The 19,934-nt window shown below is 44.8% G+C and carries 15 protein-coding genes; 4 read left to right on the top strand and 11 right to left on the bottom strand.

Translation table 11 applies throughout. From position 1 onward, the window contains the following. Positions 1 to 182: 182 nt before the first annotated feature. Both JW814_02850 and JW814_02845 read right to left on the bottom strand, forming a co-directional pair. Entirely contained in the window at positions 183 to 869 is a 687-nt protein-coding gene (locus JW814_02850; protein MBN2070371.1) for a hypothetical protein, read from the bottom strand. 949 nt (positions 870 to 1,818) lie between these two features. Then, positions 1,819 to 3,930, bottom strand: a complete 2,112-nt coding sequence (locus JW814_02845; protein MBN2070370.1) for a sigma 54-interacting transcriptional regulator — start codon at positions 3,928 to 3,930, stop codon at positions 1,819 to 1,821. A 1,314-nt stretch (positions 3,931 to 5,244) separates the two neighbouring features. Between JW814_02845 and JW814_02840 the strand changes: the two genes are divergently transcribed. The 3 genes from JW814_02840 (at position 5,245) to JW814_02830 (ending at position 8,731) form a co-directional block, all read left to right on the top strand. Further along, a complete protein-coding gene (locus JW814_02840) occupies positions 5,245 to 6,405 on the top strand; it encodes a sensor histidine kinase (GenBank protein MBN2070369.1) in 1,161 nt (386 codons plus the stop codon). Between the two features lie 174 nt (positions 6,406 to 6,579). Beyond that, positions 6,580 to 8,223: a sigma 54-interacting transcriptional regulator gene (locus JW814_02835; GenBank protein ID MBN2070368.1), complete on the top strand. Its 1,644-nt coding sequence runs from the start codon at positions 6,580 to 6,582 to the stop codon at positions 8,221 to 8,223. Between the two features lie 25 nt (positions 8,224 to 8,248). Beyond that, on the top strand, positions 8,249 to 8,731 hold the full coding sequence (locus tag JW814_02830; protein ID MBN2070367.1) for an adenosine-specific kinase: 483 nt from the start codon (positions 8,249 to 8,251) through the stop codon (positions 8,729 to 8,731). A 58-nt stretch (positions 8,732 to 8,789) separates the two neighbouring features. Here the strand turns inward: JW814_02830 and JW814_02825 are convergent, their stop codons facing one another. After that, complete coding sequence (locus JW814_02825; GenBank protein ID MBN2070366.1) at positions 8,790 to 10,808, bottom strand: sigma 54-interacting transcriptional regulator; 2,019 nt, start codon at positions 10,806 to 10,808, stop codon at positions 8,790 to 8,792. A 215-nt stretch (positions 10,809 to 11,023) separates the two neighbouring features. Between JW814_02825 and JW814_02820 the strand changes: the two genes are divergently transcribed. Beyond that, on the top strand, positions 11,024 to 12,334 hold the full coding sequence (locus tag JW814_02820) for an Ig-like domain-containing protein (protein ID MBN2070365.1): 1,311 nt from the start codon (positions 11,024 to 11,026) through the stop codon (positions 12,332 to 12,334). A 109-nt stretch (positions 12,335 to 12,443) separates the two neighbouring features. Here JW814_02820 and JW814_02815 read toward each other — a convergent pair whose 3' ends face one another. From JW814_02815 to rsfS, 8 genes are all read right to left on the bottom strand, one after another. After that, complete coding sequence (locus JW814_02815) at positions 12,444 to 12,785, bottom strand: STAS domain-containing protein (protein ID MBN2070364.1); 342 nt, start codon at positions 12,783 to 12,785, stop codon at positions 12,444 to 12,446. Between the two features lie 45 nt (positions 12,786 to 12,830). Continuing rightward, positions 12,831 to 13,172, bottom strand: a complete 342-nt coding sequence (locus JW814_02810) for an STAS domain-containing protein (GenBank protein MBN2070363.1) — start codon at positions 13,170 to 13,172, stop codon at positions 12,831 to 12,833. A gap of 165 nt (positions 13,173 to 13,337) precedes the next feature. Further along, entirely contained in the window at positions 13,338 to 14,357 is a 1,020-nt protein-coding gene (locus tag JW814_02805; protein MBN2070362.1) for a phosphoribosylformylglycinamidine cyclo-ligase, read from the bottom strand. A 116-nt stretch (positions 14,358 to 14,473) separates the two neighbouring features. Beyond that, positions 14,474 to 15,790, bottom strand: a complete 1,317-nt coding sequence (locus JW814_02800; GenBank protein MBN2070361.1) for an HD-GYP domain-containing protein — start codon at positions 15,788 to 15,790, stop codon at positions 14,474 to 14,476. A 155-nt stretch (positions 15,791 to 15,945) separates the two neighbouring features. Then, positions 15,946 to 16,770 carry a hypothetical protein gene (locus JW814_02795; GenBank protein ID MBN2070360.1) on the bottom strand — a complete coding sequence of 275 codons (825 nt, stop codon included), beginning with the start codon at positions 16,768 to 16,770 and terminating at the stop codon, positions 15,946 to 15,948. Positions 16,771 to 16,936: 166 nt separating this feature from the next. Further along, positions 16,937 to 17,839, bottom strand: a complete 903-nt coding sequence (locus JW814_02790) for a sugar kinase (GenBank protein MBN2070359.1) — start codon at positions 17,837 to 17,839, stop codon at positions 16,937 to 16,939. 69 nt (positions 17,840 to 17,908) lie between these two features. Continuing rightward, a complete protein-coding gene (locus tag JW814_02785; protein ID MBN2070358.1) occupies positions 17,909 to 19,591 on the bottom strand; it encodes an arginine--tRNA ligase in 1,683 nt (560 codons plus the stop codon). Then, the gene (gene rsfS / locus JW814_02780) at positions 19,581 to 19,928 is read right to left on the bottom strand and encodes a ribosome silencing factor (GenBank protein MBN2070357.1); all 348 of its coding nucleotides are present in this window, start codon (positions 19,926 to 19,928) and stop codon (positions 19,581 to 19,583) included. Before rsfS ends, JW814_02785 begins: the two co-directional genes overlap by 11 nt. Positions 19,929 to 19,934: the final 6 nt, after the last annotated feature.

The raw sequence follows: 19,934 nt of genomic DNA, 5'->3' as shown, positions 1-19,934 counted from the left end.
CTTACGTCCATCGATTGAGAGCAGAGCAAATAATCCGACCACGATTCCATACAGAGGGACAAGAATTGCACCGGCACTAAAAGGATCCACTCCTTTTGCTCCCAAGTCTATTCCTGTATAAATTATCATGATTCCGGCAAGATACAGAATAAGCATAGTATTGCTGTTCGTAGTCATGGCAATCACCATCCGAACACTGTAAACGCACAGCTGATCATTGATACTATAGCCACACCTCCACAGCAGGAAAGAGTGCAGGCGCCCCAGCCAGGTCCAGAAAACGCGCATTTCACCATGCACCCGAGACAACCAGCAGAAAATCGTTTGGCCACACATTTCCAGTACGTTGATGTGTTTTCCAACTGTATAGTCAGATTTTTCGCATCCTCCTTGCCTCCTGACCAATTAGTATTGAGATGCTGTATCGCAGCATTTTCAAGTGGATGGGCAATGGCAAAGTCTTCATTCGCGAAATATTCAGCTGAAGTCACCATGTAACCCTCTTCCCCGGCAATATAGTAGATCATTGCTATTCTGCTATTATCGCCCGGAATCGTGCATGGAATCATTGTAGAGAAAATAATATCACCCGTAGCAATATCGTATGCCTTAAAATGAGCGGCATGATCAAAGTTTATCCTGTACCCTTTTTCGATGACGACATAACTGAAAAGCGGATAGCTTTCTGCTGATTCTATTTTCACCAGCCTTTCTTCTACGTCCGGATTATCGATCGTTACTTCATATAGGTTTTCTTCGTTTCCCCCAGGTGATATAAAATTCCCACTTTCTCGATCTTCTGAGCAAGAGATGAAGACAAGAGTTAAAGCGATCAGAAGAGCATATGTTGTTTTCCTGGCGATGTTCATTTCATTCTCCATTCATTCGATTAAGTATTGTAACCTTCGCCCCCATCAACTCAGACTATTCAATATTCACTCATACACATCACCTCCTTTTGCTCTGTTCGCCAGTATTTTTATTCAAGATAAATTCCAGAAATCTACTGATTGAAAGTATCATCGGTATGGTTGGATTATTCGAACTGACAATACACCTAATACTATATTATTAGACGTGTTACAGGTTTTATTAATAAATATTGAATCATAATGAAATACTATATCCTGGTGGAATATTAATGGCGTACTGTTCAATCAATCATACAATAATGTACACATTCTAGTGACTTGTTGATTATTAGATATTTAAAATAATATCCGCCTGGACATACTTATGGACAGATAAACAGTAGTTTAATCAATCAGGTGTGTTATATGAATTCCTGCTGGGATCTATATTATCTGAAGATTATTTTCGGTTTGTTATTGATATAAAAAGAACCATCCTTGGCTACGGTATTGGTTGCGCGATGGGGGGGCTCGGAGCGGCACCGTAGTTATTGGATGGTTCTAATCTGAATAACCGATGGTGATTTTCGGTTTTCAGAAAGCTAAAACTGTTAAACGACTGACTGCTTAAACTAATATCACGATATATGCCATAAAACGCGCTCAATACATTCCAAATTTTTATACTTATGATATAGTCCTATCACATTAATATTATTGGAGTTATGAAATAGCATAAACGAACGGTCGTGTTGCTTGCTTATCGATACAGATGAATATTGTTTTTACTTATTGTAATAATCTTAAACACCTATTCGGAATAAATGAGCGCAACTTGTTATTTATTAAAATGTTACTGGTGCTGATACACTTGTTCACACAATAAACAATGTGAACAGCGAGGCCTGATTGGTTCAATTCTTTTTTAGATTGGCTGAAGAAAAGTGTAGAACGAAGTCTATGGTGATCACCTGATAAAGTGACCAAGTCCTGCCTGTCTGAGTTGCTTGTAGAATGTTCCCCTGGAAATACCGAGCCATTTTGCTGCCGCTGATTTGTTGCCCCTGCAGATATTGAGGACTTTGTTCAATTTTATACTCATATCCCTGTCACAAATTGTAATATCGCATTCCCTATTGACTTGGCTGACTGGTCCTCCTCCGTTTCGGATCCTTTCGGGAAGCATATTCGATTGAATGACCCCTCCAGCATTCAGATGGGCTATTCGATCGATAACTGAAATCAGTTCCCTCACATTTCCTGGCCAGTGATATTGCTGTAAAAGTCTTAGTGCTGATGACTCTATGTGTATTTCAGGATTGAATTGCTCACTGTTCCCGTTTGACGATAAACGCCAGGTAAGCAACGGTATTATGTCTTCTGGTCTTTTTCTAAGAGGCTCAATATGGATCGTCTCAGCGTTGATCCTATAATAGAAATCATCTCGAAAAGTCGATTCTGCTATCATCTCTTCCAGAAACCTGTTTGTTGCTGATATTATTCTTACATCTATAAAGCGTTCGCTATTTTCCCCTACTCTTTTCACCTTTCTTTCCTGTAGCACTCGAAGTAACTTGACTTGCTCCAAAGTAGACAATTCCCCTATTTCATCAAGAAAAATACTTCCTCCGTCAGCTTCTTCAAATATACCACGCCGATCTGTAAGAGCCCCTGTAAAACACCCTTTTCTGTGGCCAAAAAATTCGCTCTCAAAAAGATGATCCGGGATTGCCGCGCAATTCACGGCCATAAACGGTTTGTCCGCCCTTGGGCTTGAATCATGTATTAGTTTAGCAACCAGTTCCTTTCCCGTACCTGTTTCACCTGTTATTAAAACAGGCCTGGAAAATGTGGCAGCAAACCGTATCTTTCTCCAGATTTCGAACATCTGCTCTGATACTGCCGCAAGATTTTCAGCTATCATATATTCATTTGAATGACTGATTGTAATGATCTCATCAGTGTTACTGGAATGCCTCGGTATCAATCCATTTCTTTTTTTTGTTACAATTAGTTTTTCGATCAATCTGTCAGTGATAAATCTTAAATGATCGGCATCGGTTGTTGAAAAAAGATGACCAGCCTCCATCAGGAGGCTTAACGCCTTGTCTATATTATCAGGTTCGATTCCAGGATTTTCCTGGTAACCTCCCTGACGTTGGTTCTTACCCGGATTGATAAGATAGATTTCACCAGGGGAGAGTAATTCACCAGTCAATAGTCTTGCGTAGATTAAATGCGTCCTTGCTAATTCATACGTTGAACCACTGTTTCTTAAACATTCTATCGCGTCGTTGAAATATCCACATGCCAGATCAGAATTCCCTTGTATCGATTTGTTGATAGCCAACGCTCTCTTGATGAGTCCTTCCTCCAGAAGATCCCCCGTATTTTTTACAAGGGATAGCGCCACCTCCAGATAATCAGACGCTTCTTTGTGCTTTCTCTCCATTGCAAACACCTCTCCAAGCCTCCTTCGCATCTCGATGGAGATATCGCCTCCCGGGGCTATTCTGTCGGCCTGATGAAGGCTTTCAGTAAAAACTTTTACCGCTTTTACAAAATCTCTTCTTTCAAGATATACCAGACCAACAAGACCCCTTGAAAGGGCCTGTTCTCTTTGAAAACCCAGTCTGTCGGCTATCTTGAACGCATCTGAATACAACTTGCGAGCGGGATCATACTCTCCCTGCTTCATCCGAATGTTTCCCTGCACCAGCATCGCCCGGCAGACTCCCAGATCCCATTCAGCCTTTACAAAGAGAGATTTTGCCCTCTTTACCGATTTTTCAGCCCTGGCAAACCACCCCCTGTGATAATAAGTCAGTGAGATATTTAGCAACGCGGCTGCCTCGCCGTAGAAATCACCCTTCGCGCTGCATATTTCCCTGCCCCTTGAAAAATAATCTTCTGCTTTGGAGATAAACCCCATCGATTGTGCTACAAGTCCGAGCATTATAAGGATCTTTGATTTTGCTCGCGGGTCTTCACTGAAAGTCGTAAGTCCAAGGGCGGACTCAAGAGCTTCTCGAGCCGATTCATTCTGTCCGAGATAATATCTGCATGCTCCGGTTATCAATAGAAATTCGATCACCAGCCATGGCGCCGATTGCCTGCAGGCATCTATATCGACCCCGCTAAGAAGGGAAATCGCTTCACTGTAATCACCAAGGCGCCGCATAACATTCGACCTGACCAATGTAGCTTCGATCAGTAACAGATCGAAGTCCGCGATATTTTCCTTTCCACAAAAGGAACCAGTCTCCTTGCCATGAGGGCCATTTTCCGCTTCGGTATCGCCAATCAAGTTATTTGTAACAGTGGTGATAATATCGAGATAGTCCGTGGAATCATCAAAAAGCGACAGGTAATAGGCACTTTTGGCGGCAGAAATCAAGGCACGGAGATATACTTCATCTTTTGCGAAAGATTCATTTGCAAGAGATACGGCCTCTCGTGCTGTCTGGTAAGCCTGACGATATTCGCCTCGATGCTGAAATTGTGCTGTTTCGACTATAAGTCTCTGTATAGCGAGTCTTTGTTTGAGCATTTCTCCGGTTCCCGTATAACTAGTGTCGCAGTGTCCGCAAAAATACCTGCAGCAAAATCCTTAATTTAGGATTGACGCGGGAATGCCGATTGACAGATAGACTTTTACTGTCATGCCCCCGGAGCATTTCCTGTCGGGTTCCACTCGATTGAACAGCCGAACTCTGGCTCTGATAATCTATCAAATAGTATTCCGGAAGACCGGGATCTATTTTCAGGTGCGGATCTTCCCCTGGATCTGCATTAAGCATATTATCAGATAAAAAGCTGCTGTCATATTTCGTGGATGTGGCTTCGGCAGCCGGAGAAAGAGCGAACAGAATGATAACGGCGGCCAGAACCAGAAAGAGTAAGTTTTCACACTTCCTGAAAAAGTGTTTCATACACACCTCGGCTCTCATTGTCGATAACACACAATGAGAAAGTGTACCTTGTTCTTTTACCCTAGCTAGTCAGTCGCGTTAACAGATCGCTTTTGTCGATTCTATCAGATTTAAATTATCTTGTCAAGCATACTTCTTGTATTTTATGTTTTCACTATATGTTACGCTGACAAACATAATTTTATCAACAAAGCGATTCCGCTGCTGATCCTGGATCGACATAATTTGCTCAATACGGTTCTCATTTGGACCTGGATCAATATTCCAAAAAAAGAATAAATAGATATATTCAAGCTACCGCCACATCAACACCAAATACTGGAATATATATTTTACAGTTGCAAGTTTTTGTTTACCGTTTTATAATCATCTTTACAACAATGAGTTATCAACAAACATCAAAACAGGTTGTAAATTATAATTTACGATTAGCATCGAATCATCAAGGAATGACAATAGCCATGCAAAGAGATCGTCACTCTATCACCTTTATTTACTTAATGTTACAGCTTAATTTAGAATTTGGTGAAAATGGCACATCAGTTGCGTTGAGAAAGGATGCCAGTGATATAACTTTTATATTCATACTGCTTTACGCAGACGACGAGGTAATATCGAAAACCCGGGTAATTTGCCTGGCAAAGTACTGTTTCATCCCTGCCCAGATTCAGGATTGTCAGGTGAAAATTACAATAAATTCTAGGCATCAGTTGGGGAATCCTTACAGCGCGGGGAATTTTCCTGCAAGAAAAAGCCGGAACATGAATGATGAAGACCTGCTACGATATATTGAAAATCTTGAAGATATAATAGCACGGAAGCAGGAGAGGATATTATCTTTGAACGCCAGATCAGGAACTGATGAACGTTCCAAGTGCATGGCATATAGTATGTCCCAGTCTGTCAATCAGATCAGGAAAGAGTCTGACAGGCTCAAAAACGAGCTAAAGAGAATATATGCCATAACTGAAAATCAACGAAGATCCGAAGATCCTCCACCGAAAGAATCTCTTTCCTGCCTGGCCGGTTTCCTAGAACAATTGTTCTACCATACAAAGATTCTTCACCAGCTGCTGGACAATATCCAGAAAAATCGATGGACCAGTGCTCCTGGATTCAACACCTCAGATCTTAATAAATCGGTCCGATACTGGATCGACCGGGTTAGAAAATCGTACAGTGGGGATATAAAACTATCGATCAGATCACGCCTGAATAACCATATCCCTGAGCTCTCCATGACTGAAAGCGAACTTTTCCAGATAATCTACCACCTGCTGATGAATGCTATCGAGGCACTCATTGAGGGAAGGGATGGGGAGATCTCCGTCAGAACCGATCTTGTAGGAGAATACGTACTCCTTGAAGTGATGGATAACGGATATGGAATCAGGACCGAAATAAGACGAAAAATATTTGATCAAAGTTATACGACGAAAAATATCGGCACTTATGACAACATACATACAGGAGTTGGACTCTATATAATAGAAAAAATAGTCTCTAACTGCGGAGGAAAGATCGAAGTCGAAAGCAATCAGGGAATAGGATCTGTTTTCAGCATTTTTCTGCCAATAGAGAGAAAACAAACAGATCGTCCGGGTCGCCACGATAATACATGATGGATTGACCTCCTTCAGGCAATGTCCGTATCAAGTATCATGCCTGTGGGAGCGAAAAAAATTAGGAAATGCCATCTGGTTAATTTTAGTTTGACCTGCGTCAGGAATCGACTGTAGCATTATTAACAGTATCGGTTCGACTCCTGATGCCAACAGGAAAGAGGCTCAAGAGAAATGAAAAAGGATGGACCTGAAAGCTCGGAAGATTTCTTTGCAGAAGTCGATGGGGATCTGGGAGATCTTGAACGATCAGATACGACAAAAAACAACGCATCTCTGGCGACTGAACTCGAAAAAACCATTCGTCGGCTATCCAAACTCGAAATGTTGTCCGATATCACAAAGAACCTCAATTCGACTCTTAACCTGAATGATCTGCTCGCTGATATCATAGATTCAGTCATCAAGCTCGCTGATGCCGACCGGGGCTTTCTCATGCTTTCTGACAGAGACGATACCCTGCAGTTTCGAATAGCGAGGGACATGAAAGAGCACTCGTTGAAACAAAAAGATTTTGAGGTAAGCCACAGCATAATAAGCGATGTCTATGAAAAGGGAGAACCTCTGTATATTTCCAATGTCACTGAAAATGAGCAGTTCAAGGACCAGAAAAGTGTAATAGACTTGAGACTTAATACAGCTGTCTGCGTGCCTCTTAAACTCGAGGACCGGGTAATAGGAGTCATATATACCGATTCGATAAGACTCACGAATGAGTTGTCTGAAGATGATATCCCGATCATCATGGCTTTTGCGTCCCAGGCCGCTATAGCAATTGAAAACGCAAGGCTTCATGGTGAATTGATCCTCTCAAAAGAAAACCTCGCCAACGAAAATCGCATACTGAGATATGAGTTATCGGAAAAATACGAGTTTTCAGGAATCATAGGTAAAAGTAAATCGATGCAGGATATCTTCAGAATGATCAGCAAGATCGGGCCACTTGAAACGACAGTACTTATAAATGGAGAAACAGGTACAGGAAAAGAACTTATAGCCAAAGCGATTCATTTCAACGGGCCTCGAAAAGAAAAACAGATGGTGACGATTAACTGCGGCGCAATGCCTGCAGAGCTTCTCGAAAGCGAGTTGTTCGGACATAAGAAGGGATCCTTCACCGGAGCGACAAGCGACAAACCAGGCCTTTTCGAAACGGCCCACGGTGGCAGCATTTTTCTTGATGAGATCGGAGACATGCCTGTTCAACTTCAGGTAAAATTACTTCGAACCCTACAGGAGGGAGAAATCAGGAGGATCGGAGAGAATGAGACCCGGAAAGTAGATGTCAGGGTCATTGCTGCCACTAACAGGGATCTGGCCGACGATATAAACAAAGGGCTTTTCCGGCAGGACCTCTTCTACAGACTGAATGTCGTCCCTGTTCATATACCTCCTCTCAGAGACAGGCAGGATGATATTCTTCCTTTAACTGAACATTTTTTGAAAAAGTATTCTTCAAAAATGGATAAACATAATATTCAGATCGTCCCTGAAACAATGAACCTTCTTATCTCTAACAAATGGCCGGGAAATGTCCGTGAACTCGAAAATACAATCGAACGCGCGCTTGCATTATGCGGTGATTCAAAAATACTGTCTAAAGAATTTTTCCCCCAGTTTTCCGATCTCCCTGAATATTCAGACAATAAGAACAAACAGGGCTCATTGAAACAAAAACTCTCAGCTGTGGAAAAACAAATCATCATAGACGTATTAAGGGACACCGGAGGAAAAGTCACTCACGCAGCGAAGATTCTTGACGTAACACGCCAGCATCTGCATAACAGGATAAAATTCCATGGTATAAGAAGAAATTGATACTATTCGCCAATAGGAGGGATAAATGGAATTTTCAGCCGTCACAATCGACAAACCACCTGATATAAATTTCATTTTGGGTCAATCTCATTTTATTAAAACCGTTGAGGATATCCATGAAGCGGCTATTTCGTCAGTGCCTGGAATAAAATTCGGGTTGGCTTTTTGTGAAGCTTCCGGCGATTGCCTGATCCGTTTTTCGGGAAATGACGATGAAATGATCGAATTGGCTAAAAAGAACGCTTCAAACATAGGAGCGGGGCACGCCTTTATAATTTTTATGCGCGACGCGTTTCCGATCAACCTTCTCAACGAAATCAAACGCGTACCGGAAGTATGTGGTATATTCTGCGCGACAGCCAATCCGTCTGATATTATAATCGCCGAAAACAGTCGCGGGCGAGGTATCGTTGGCGTGATCGATGGAAACAGACCATCCGGAATCGAGGATGATCAGGGGAAAAAATGGAGGTATGAGATACTGAGAAAATTCGGTTACAAATTGTGACCTGGGTCGGCCTGATCATACCAAAGTGGATTTAAACTCTCTCTTGTTATAAAAGCGCTCATTGAAGATCGAAGCCATGGCGCTTTAACCGGTAGAGAAAAGTCGTTCTCTTCAGCCCAAGGATTTTTGCCGCTTTCGATTTATTACCTCCGGCAAAATCAAGCGCGTCGAATATTTCTTTTTTTTCTATCTCCTGAATGCGCAGATCGAGGATGCCGGTTACCTTTTCCGCGGGCATAAAAATGCTCTTACTACCTTCTTCCGTCATTCCAGCCTCGGGACGTACCGCAAATCGAGTCCGTTCTTCGCTGATACTGCGGATCAATCTTGAGGACAGGTCGGAGATCCTGATTTTTCCCTTTTCCCGCCTTATGGATGCTGATAGTAGTTCATTCTTCAGTTCCCTGACATTCCCCGGCCAGGAATAATTTCGGAGCAGTTCTTTCAGTGGATCACTCAATTCAAAAGGTCCTATTTTGAGTTGGTCCGAATATTTATTAAGAAAGTATTCAGACAGTAGGAATATATCATCACCCCTCTCTCTGAGTGCGGGCAGCTTAAAGGAACTGGCTGACATGCGATAATAAAAATCATTACGCATCTCTCCATTATCTGTCAAACGCGCCAGATCTTTGTTCGTGGCCGCTATCACTCTGGCATGATTGAACCTGACCTTTGGATCGCCGATGCACATGTATTCACCATTCTCCAGCAACCTTAAAAGCTTCGACTGAACGCGCGGAGCAAGTTCACCTATTTCATCAAGAAATACGGTTCCCTTATCGGCCACCGCGATGATCCCTTTCCTTTCGCGCACTGCTCCAGTGAATGCTCCCCTGGAATGTCCGAACAACTCTGCTTCAAAAAGATCTTCCGGAATGGCGGCACTGTTTACGGGAATGAAAGGGTATTTACCCCGCCCACTCCAGTGGTGGATCAATCTTGCGACTATCTCCTTACCCGTACCAGATTCCCCTTCAAGGAGTATTGGAACGTGTAATGGCGAATAACGCCGAATATTATTAAGTATCGAATCGATCCTTATGTTTTTTGAAATGAATTCAATCCTCGTTCCAGGATCGATTGGTCGATCCGGCCCAATGTTCAAACCAGCAACTTCATATCCTTCTTTAACCGAATTACTTACTCCTTCCACGAGTGGTCGATTCCCGTACCATGAGATGTTACTATTCATTGATCTTCCATGGGCTATGATGTTTTTCGAATCTGCCAGCGGGTCAACTATTCCGGTAACATCACTTTTAACCCTCCCCTCATTCCTGAACCTTCGGCTTGATTCAATCCTGCCTGTTGAAGCCTCCAGTATTGCTTTCAGGTTGAACCATCTTATTTTCATCGGTATGAGACAATCTAGAATCTCGAAACTGCCTTTTATCTCTTGAAGAACTACTTCGGCTTTCTCGTATTCCCCATCCTCTAGAAGGATCTCGGTCATAAGAAGCTGGCCGCAAATCTTTTCTCTGATCAAAGCGTCATTGCTTCTTATCGATAACTGATCCTCAAGCCTGTCGATAGCGAATCGGCGTCTTTGTGTCATGGACTCGATGAAAGCCCTCGCGATCTCCACTCGGACGACTCCCCTGGCATCTTCGAGGACGGAATAATTCAGGGAAGCGTACTCAAGATATCTCTCCGCGGTTTTAAGATCGGATAACCTCGCCAGAGTCACGGACAGATTAAGAGCAGCCTTGGCAGCTATTAAGGAGGTTCCGTTTTTTATTGAAAGAACATGGATCCGCCGCAAAAGATGCGCGGCGTTAAGGTACTCGCCCTGCATTCTCAGGAGTATTGCTTTATTGATCCATAGCCCAAGAGGAATTATTCTATGATCGCGCGCGCGAAACAGATCACGCGACAGCTTCAGGTATGAACTTGCAAGTGAAAGCCTGCCTTTAACTGTATATATTCTGGAAAGGAGAAGAGCAGTCCAGGCTCCAGAAACGCTTCCGGCAAAGCCTTTCTCCCTTAAACGCAAAACAAGGGAGCTGGCTATGTCCCCCCTGCCTTTCAGAAACCGGTCATACTGCCCCTCCAAGTCAGTTGGAACTCTGTACATCTCTTCCTTCCTGATCTGGCAAGGCTGCCCGGGTTATTTTCATCTATATTATAACATCAAAAAGTATTTCTGTCAAACAAGCCTCTTGACGCCTGCTTTGAACGACTTCTGTTCCTTTTTCATAGATTGACTGATCGATGACTATCACATAGAGTAGACAGTGTAATATGCTAATAAGAATCCGAACCCTTCTCATCAGCAGGAAGGAAGTTATCATGAAAATACGCGCGATAACGATCCGATTCATACTGATATCGGCTCTCACACTGTTATCACTACTTTATTTTTCGTGCGACGGCGATCAGATTTCCGGGGAGGACCAGAATAAAAATAGCCGCTTGTTGATTTATTCCGGAGACAATCAGGTTGAAAGGATTAACGCAACACTTCCTGACCCGCTTGTCGTCCGAATTACCGATCTCTCGGGCAACCCCAGGTCCGGTATAGAAGTCAGTTTCACATCCAGTAATCCCGGAGTCTTTATTTCCCAGGAAACTGCTTTATCAGGTATCGACGGTATCGCGTCTTCTGTAGTGACCCTGGGACCTACCGCCGGGCAGTATCAAATAAGTGCGTCGATCGAGGAAGATATCGATCAGTTCAATGCTACTGCCGTTGCTTTGGAATGTCCCGAGGAAGATCCTGCTCCTGAATGTGGCTGGACTGAAGGTAACATATTCATTACGACGACCAGTTCGTCATATATAACGGGATCCGGTTCGGTACTTATCGAATTCGACCCTCTGACCGGGGAGACCGAAAAATTACTTGAAACTTCTGAGATCATAATTGATCTCGCCTTCTCACCCAGGGGAGAACTATTTCTGATTTCGACGGCCAAGATCTTCAAGGTGGACCCGGTGCTGCGACAACTCAGCACATTCCTTACTTTTGATTCACCATCGAGCTACGAGATCGAACCGAGCTTCGGGGGAATCCTTTCTCTGGCCGGGCCGACTGGACTTAACGGGATATTCTGTCCGCTATCGAACCTTACTGCCGAATTTGCCTATAGCAATATAAATCCTGAATGTCTTGCTTCTGACCCGGAGTCAAGGGATCTATACTTTATAACCGGTACCCCGCCGACCTACACTCTCAGATCTGTTACCTGGGATGGACGAAGTGATTTCGGTTCGATGAATGTCCCTGTGATTCTAAATACGGGGCCGCGGACGCCCAGAGGCATATGTTCTCCCGGGCAAGGAATCTTCTATATCACTTTGGATGATGACGACTCGAATCGTGGAATTGCTGAAATAGATGCAAGGTCAGGGACAGTAGATATGGACTTTTTCGATTTCTATACATATTTCGGAGGCAACAGCGCTGATGCCGGAAGATGGGGAGATATTGCGGTGGCAGGCACAAGCCTGTATCTTCTCGACAAGCGTAACGACAGGCTCGTACAGATCGGGACAGATGGTTCATGGCTGAATGAGTATCAGAGTAACGTTTTTTCCATGCCGTTTATCGAGAATGAACGATACGGGATCGCCGCGGCACCGGCGCAGGACTGTGATTAGCTGAAAGCATAACGCCCGAACGGATCGGGCATTATTGATTTATTCTTATTTTTCAATATCCAGGTAACAGTCTATATACCGATCCATGGGAAAAGCGGATAATTGCTTATTACTTACCGATCGCTTCTATCGCTTCCTTTTCTGATTCATAAACGTCAAATATAAGGTTAAGCCTTGTCACCTGAAGGATGCCGAGGACCCTGTCGTTAGGCTGGCACAATTTTACTACTCCGCCCTCTTTTGCGTACCTGGATCGAGCAGAGACGAGGATTCCAAGTCCGGTACTCGATATCCATTTGACTTTCGAAAGGTTTATCACCAGATCAAGCTTCTTCTCTTCGATAAGCTCGCTGATCACGTCGATAAGTTTCATATTATCAGGTCCGCCATACATTTCCCCGGAAAGTTCCAGAATGGTCACTCCATCTACATCTTTCTTTTTAATCTTCATCTTGGATCTCTCTCCTAATCAATTTCAAAGTCGACTTGTGATTGTTCAGAAGCTCGCCAGAGCATCTTTTTCGTCATTGAATACTTCGAACACTTCCGGAATAAGCCCGCATGTCTTCAAGACGATACCGACTCTTTCCGATATATTCGTCAGTTTTACACTGGCATCTTCCCGCTTGGCCGAAGCATAGGCGGCTATCAGAACGCCCGCGCCCAGAGAATTGAGCCATTTCACGTCCTTGAGATTCAAGATGAATTTCTTCTTCCCTTCACCCATCCCCTCCTTGATCATCTCATGGATTCGTTGAGATTTCGGTCCCCCGTCGATCTGCCCCTCAAGAGCCAGAACAATCACTCCACTTGCGTCCTTGTTAGTGATGTTCAACATACCAAGCTCCTCTCTTCGAGTATTTCTATATAATTATCACCAGTATATGATTTCAGTACCTATATAATACATTCTGATCATTCACTGAACAAACAGAATTTATCCAGGATTCGATCGTATCACCGCCATCTACCCATGTCAAGAGTAGTGTCTTGGCATCACAGATCATCTAAGTGACACTTTCCCTTCACCTTTTACTACGTTTCCGATAGGGAATGGTTCCCATCGGAGCCCTGCCAGATCCAATTTTTCTTCATCAGAAGGGGGGATTATCATGATCATACCGATTCCCATGTTGAAAACACGGTACATTTCTTTATCATCGACTCTACCCTTTTCCCTCAGATAGGAGAAAACACGGGGTTCTTCCCATCTATCCGGGAAGATTTCAACACCACAATCACCAGGCAGGATGCGAGGGATATTATCTATAAGCCCTCCTCCGGTAATATGAGCCAGCCCCCGTATATCAATGACTTTTCTGAGGGCCTTTATCTCCGGAAGGTAACTCCTGTGCACCGCCATCAGGTTATTTGCGACTGTCTTGCCCGTACCGGGTATCTCATCGTCGATTCCCAGCCCCTGGTCCTCAAATATGATCTTTCGTGCAAGAGAATAACCGTTTGTATGCAATCCACTCGATGGAAAAGCCCAGACACCGTCCCCTTCCCTGATCGTCGATCCATCTATCAGTTCATCTCTCTCGACTATACCCACGATCGTTCCCGCCAGATCATACTCGCCTTCCGCGTAAAAACCTGGCATTTCGGCAGTTTCACCACCAATAAGGGCACACCGGTTTTCCTTGCATCCCCTGGCCATACCTTTAACTACGCTTTCAACAATACCTTTTTCCAGCTTGCCGCACCCAAAGTAATCAAGAAAGAAAAGCGGTTCGGCACCCTGTACGAGGATATCGTTAACACAATGATTTACAAGGTCTTCCCCGACAGAATCGTGTTTTCCGGAAATAAAAGCCAATCTCAACTTGGTACCCACGCCGTCAGTACTCGAAACCAGGACCGGATTTCTGTACCCGGTGGATAGCTCAAAAAGCCCACCGAAATTCCCGACTTCTGAGAGTACTTCCCTACCCCACGTCTCCTTCACGAGGCTGCCAATCCCCTTCAGGGCGGCGGCAGCCGCATCTATGTCAACCCCTGATTCACTGTACTTTGAACTCAATATCCTTTTCCTTCCTCGCTCCGTTCTACACTCCTGCCATTCGCCGCCCGTACCCCACACCCGGAAGAATAATAATAACCGGAATTTAATGAAAAAATATAGCGAAATCGATTTTCTCAGAGCTGAACATGCTCGACAAGTGAATTATATATCTCTGTCGTTACATCCGCCTCGACGATTATTGGAAAATCCCCCCTGTTGTGCAGATCAAGAAGAAGATCTGTCACTTTCGTATGAAATTGTCTTCCTTTATACGTCTCAAGCTCTTCCAGGACCCTCTCAACCGGTAATGCTTTTCGGTATGGTCGGTCTGATGTCATGGCATCAAACGCATCCACGACATTAAGTATATGCGCCGCCAGAGGAATATCATCTTCCTTGAGCCCGTTCGGATATCCCGATCCGTCAGGTCTTTCATGATGAGCCCTCACCACTTTTCCCGCTTCATTGAGAAACTTGAGTTTTTCTACTATTTCGGCTCCGATCTGCGGATGCGCCCGTAGTGATTTCCACTCCTCATCAGTGAGGGGACCTACTTTCAGGAGGATCTCGTTTTTTACAGCTATCTTCCCTATATCATGCAACAATGCGGCATACTCAAGCATCTCCATATCTTTTGTAGTCATTCCCATCTCCCGCGCTATCCTTAAGGCATATCGCGACACTCTGTAGGAATGCCCGTGAGTAAATGGATCAGAGGCGTCAATAGCCGAAGTCAAAGCGGCTACCGTATTGATATGGGTCTCACGCATATCGAGATAAAGCTGGAACGAATATCTGGCAAGGAATAATGGGATTATAAAAAGAGCTATCGTCCATACGCCAGAATTACGATATAGCAGCGCTATGACCGCCGCTATCGGGAAAAAGGCGAGAATATGGAAGAAATTCCACATATAGTTCTGTTTCCAGACGACAAGCGGATTTCTCTGCGAATCAAGCGAGATAACGATGCTTACCGACCATGTGTTGAACAGATAGTACACGATTCCAGCGGCTAAAAGAGGGATCAGAAAAAGTGGAGAATTCAAGTCTACCAGGCTGCCGAAATAGTTATAGACAAACCCTGAGACTCCCACGGTCATTACGAGAAGTGGGATATTGAACAACACCTTGATAATCGGTCGTCTCTGGAATATGCCCTCAGTTATAAGAGTCGCAACAGCTTCGATCACAGCCATGACTGCTGGACCAAACAAGACTATTCCTGCCAGATCTATCGGTGAAGAAGCATAGATCGATGCCCCACCCCTGGGGAGAGATATCTGCGCGGAGTCGGCTATTATGATCAGTATAAGAAATAGAAAAATATCACGCCAATGATCGGCGGGAAGGACTTTGATGAAATACGCTAGGAACAGAAATCCCGCCACAACATATATGAAGTAGAATAACTTGAATCCTGCCCCAGATTTTTGTTTAACCGCAGCCAATATTCACCTGTGATTTTATACTGCTCTATTCCGACTCTAACCTGCTCCCCCGTAGTCGCCTTCCGGTATCATCCCGGGCGCGACCTTTGTGCCTCCTGGCAACAGGAGAATGGCTATTCCGGGATTTTACCACGCGAGGGAAAGATCGGCGGGTGTTATCTGATCCTGTAGTGTATTTCCCTGCGTGACTTCCATCTTCCAAACGGACGGTTCACGGCATCAAGAATCGCCAGGACTGAAGCTTCGTTTGGATCTCTGCCTACAAAAGCACTTCCGGAAAAACTCCTGATCGTCCGTCCCTCGATCAATTCCACTGCCGCGACGAGTGCTTTATTACCTGATAATTCCAATTCCTCAATCCCAGATAAACACAGATCGAATTTCTCGTCAAGTAGTTCTGAAAGAGCAATTATCGTCGCCCCCGCAATCGTATTGTAGACCGGTCCCGATTTTCGCAAAGCTCCAAGAGACCCGGTCACTTCAATACCGTTTCGTTCCAGTTTGACTTCTACCTCTATCCTGTTTTCATTGATCGTGAGGCTCATACCCCTGAATTGAGCTCTCGAATCATCTTCGAGAAACTCGAGTTGCGGTGATTCATTCCCAGGAAGAGGATCTTCGATCTCTTCAGATATTGATCCTGCTTCTGAAAATCTCCGTTCTATGATGTTGTCGGGAGAAAATACCGGTCGAGCGATCTCTTCCAGTTCAGGTAAAGACTCTGAATCATCATCGACGACATCTATCAGTACGACTCCGATTTTTCTGTAATCAACTGCTATTCCGAGCTGAGCTTTCAGACAGGTCTCGACATCGCGAGCTATCATCTTTGGAGGCCGGTTGGTCGCGGCAACGACATGTATTTCAGCTATCCTGCCCGAATCATCCGTGGCGATGCGGCAAGACTGGATATCTCGCATCTTCATGATCAGATCTTCAGCCTGCTCAATAATATCCTTCCCTGGAAACTCATCAAACACAGCTTACACCGTCCCTTTTCAGTAAAAATCACTTCACACGTAACCAATTGTAACACAAATCATTATAAAACTCAATCTGGTTAGATAAGAAACTGATAAAATGGTTGGTTTTACTTATTTTATAAGCAGTTTACCGCCAAAAGGGAGTATTAGATAATCAACCCGCTCAGAGCGATACCATCGCCTGAAGGCTTTGAAGACGCCTTTCTATCTCCTCGCTTGAAAGATCTTCCAGTGCGGCAACCGAGAATTTCTCACAGGTAAAACTGGCGCAGACTGTCGCGATCATCATTGCTTTTTTAAGGCTTTTTTCATCTAATTCACCCCGGGACGCGAGATATCCCATAAATCCACCGGCAAAACTGTCGCCGGCTCCGGTGGGATCTTTTACTTCATCAATAGGGTAGGCGGGCGTCAAAAAGATATTTTCTTCACTGATCAGCATCGCGCCATGTTCACCCTTTTTAATAACGGTCGCTGATGGTCCCATCAAAAGTATCTTTTTTCCCGCTTTTACAAGGTTTATCTCGCCACTCAGCAACCTCGCCTCGCTGTCATTGATAAAGACGATATCAACGCGCTTGAGGAGTTCTCGCAATTTTTCAGGTTTACTTTCGATCCAGAAATCCATCGTATCGCAACCGACACGGGCATCACCATCTATCTGATCAAGAAGGTCTATCTGTATCTCAGGATCTATATTCCCGAGAAAAACCCATCCGGCTTTCCTGGCCTTGTCAGGAAGGACAGGTCTGAACTGCTCAAACACGTTCAATTCGAGAATCAGCGTCTCTCTGTCATTCGGATTCTCCCCATAACGTCCTTCCCAGAAAAAAGTTTTTCCCCCCTTGATTGTCTCAAGGCCTTCGAGCCCGATTCCTTTCGATTCCAGAACTGCTCTGTACCGTGCGGTAAAATCCTCCCCTACTACTCCGACAAGCTCGACGGGAGAAAAAAATGAAGCGACCATTGAAGAATATGTAGCCGATCCGCCCAGAACCCGTTCGACCCTCTCGACCGGTGTCTCTATGGTATCAAACGCAATCGAACCGACAATGACCAGACTCATTCCATCCTCCTGTATTCAACGGGAAATCTTCCCTATTTAACGCGTCTTCCTGTTTTGAGCAGCGGCCTGTTACATCCTCTCGGGAGCCGATATTCCAAGCAGATTAAGAGTTTCAGCCAGCACGCTTCTGGTCGCCTGAGCCAGCAACAGCCTTGCCTGGCTAAGATCCTTGTTATTCGAGATGATTCTGCATACATGGTAGAAACGATGAAAAGACGCTGCCAGTTGCTGAGCGTATCCGCTGAGACGATGAGGCTCCGCTGACAACGCCGCGCCCTCAAGAAGATTGGGAAAGACGACCAGGTCCCTTATAAGATCGAGTTCTTCTTTCTCTTCAAGCAGATTCAGGCAGGACATCTCCTCCGGAAGCACTACTCCTTCATCCTCGGCATATGATATAACGCTGCAGATCCTCGCGTGAGCATACTGTACATAATAAACAGGGTTCTCATCAGATTCCGTACGGGCAAGGGTCAGGTTAAAGTCGAGGTGGGCATTCGTCTTTCTCATCAGGAAGAAGAATTTGGACGCGTCGCTTCCGACATCGGAAACAAGATCGGACAGCGTTTCGAATTCCCCGCCACGCTTTGACATTTTGATCTGTTTTCCTTTTTCAATCAACCTCACCCATTGTACCGTCAGGATATCCAGCCAGTCTTCGCTGGCCCCGAATACCCTGGCAGCAGCTTTAAGCCTGGCAATATGGCCGTGATGATCAGGACCGAAAATATCAATGACATGATCAAACCCGCGTTTAAGTTTATTGAGATGATAAGCAGCGTCAGCAAGAAAATATGTCGGAGTACCGTCGCTTCTGATCAGCACTCTGTCCTTTTCATCGCCAAAATCTGTCGACCGGAACCAGAGAGCTCCCTCTTCTTCGTAAACGACTTTTCTCTCCCTGAACATCATGAGCGCCTCGGTAATCTCACCGCCATCCCGGTAAAGTTCAGATTCGTTGAAATATCTGTCAAAAACCACTCCGAATCGATGAAGATCATCGACAATCCCTTCGGTGATTCTCGACACGGCGTACTGCCCGAAAGCCGTGGCTGACTCATCTTCATCCAGCTCGAGCCACACACTGCCTGTTTCAGCTTCTATCTTTTCCGCAATATCTGTCAGATACTCGCCGGGATACCCTTCTTCGGGAAACGGGATGTCTTCTCCCATTCTCTGCCTGTACCTTGCGAGAAGTGAAAATCCGAGTTTTTTGACCTGGTTACCGGCATCGTTCAGGTAATACTCTGTCTCTACATCAAATCCAGTCTTTTTCAGGAGCTTGGCAAGAGATGTCCCGACCGCAGCCGCTCTGGCCGAAACGATGACCAGGGGACCCGTCGGATTAGCCGAGACGTATTCAACCTGTACTTTCCTGCCCTCTCCGATCCCTGAATCGCCATATGAACTTCCCGCCATGTTTATGCGCTCTACCTGCTCAATAAGAAATTTTTTTGCGAAAGTGAAGTTTATGAAGGCATGCCCGGCGATTTCTACCTTATCGATGAAATCACCATCAAATGATAATTCCTTCACTATTCTTTCCGCCAGATCTCTTGGATTCATCCCTGACTTACTGGCGATGATCATCGCCAGATTGCAACTGAGATCACCGTGATCAGGATTGTTCGGCCGCTCGAGGAAAATCTCTGTTCCACCCAAATCGTATCCAAGAGAATCCATCGTCGCTGATATTTTCTCGATGACCCGGCTCCGGGCTGATTTCTGAATTTGCCGCCCATTACTTTCCATCGGGATATTCCTCTCTTGGAGCGTCTCCCCAGAAATTTTCCAACCCGTAATATTCCCTCGCCTCAGGCCGGAAAATATGTACGACTACGGTAAAACAATCTATAAGTATCCAGTTGCCCGACTCGTACCCCTCCATATGAAGGACAAGTTCTTTTCCCTTTAAAAGATCCAGGATATGATCGGCGATCACGCGAGCCTGTACATCGCTGCCGGCTGAGGCGATGACAAAATAATCAGTCATCCCCGAGATTTTTTTAAGATTCAACAGGATGATATCTTCAGCTTTCTTGTCCCACGCGGCCTTTATTATTTTTTTCGCCAGCGTTTTCGGTGCTATTTTTTT

Source organism: Candidatus Krumholzibacteriota bacterium (assembly GCA_016932415.1).
Classification (GTDB): domain Bacteria; phylum Krumholzibacteriota; class Krumholzibacteriia; order Krumholzibacteriales; family Krumholzibacteriaceae; genus Krumholzibacterium.
Note: the sequence above shows the minus strand (reverse complement) of the source record. Positions and strands in the feature narration are given on the sequence as shown.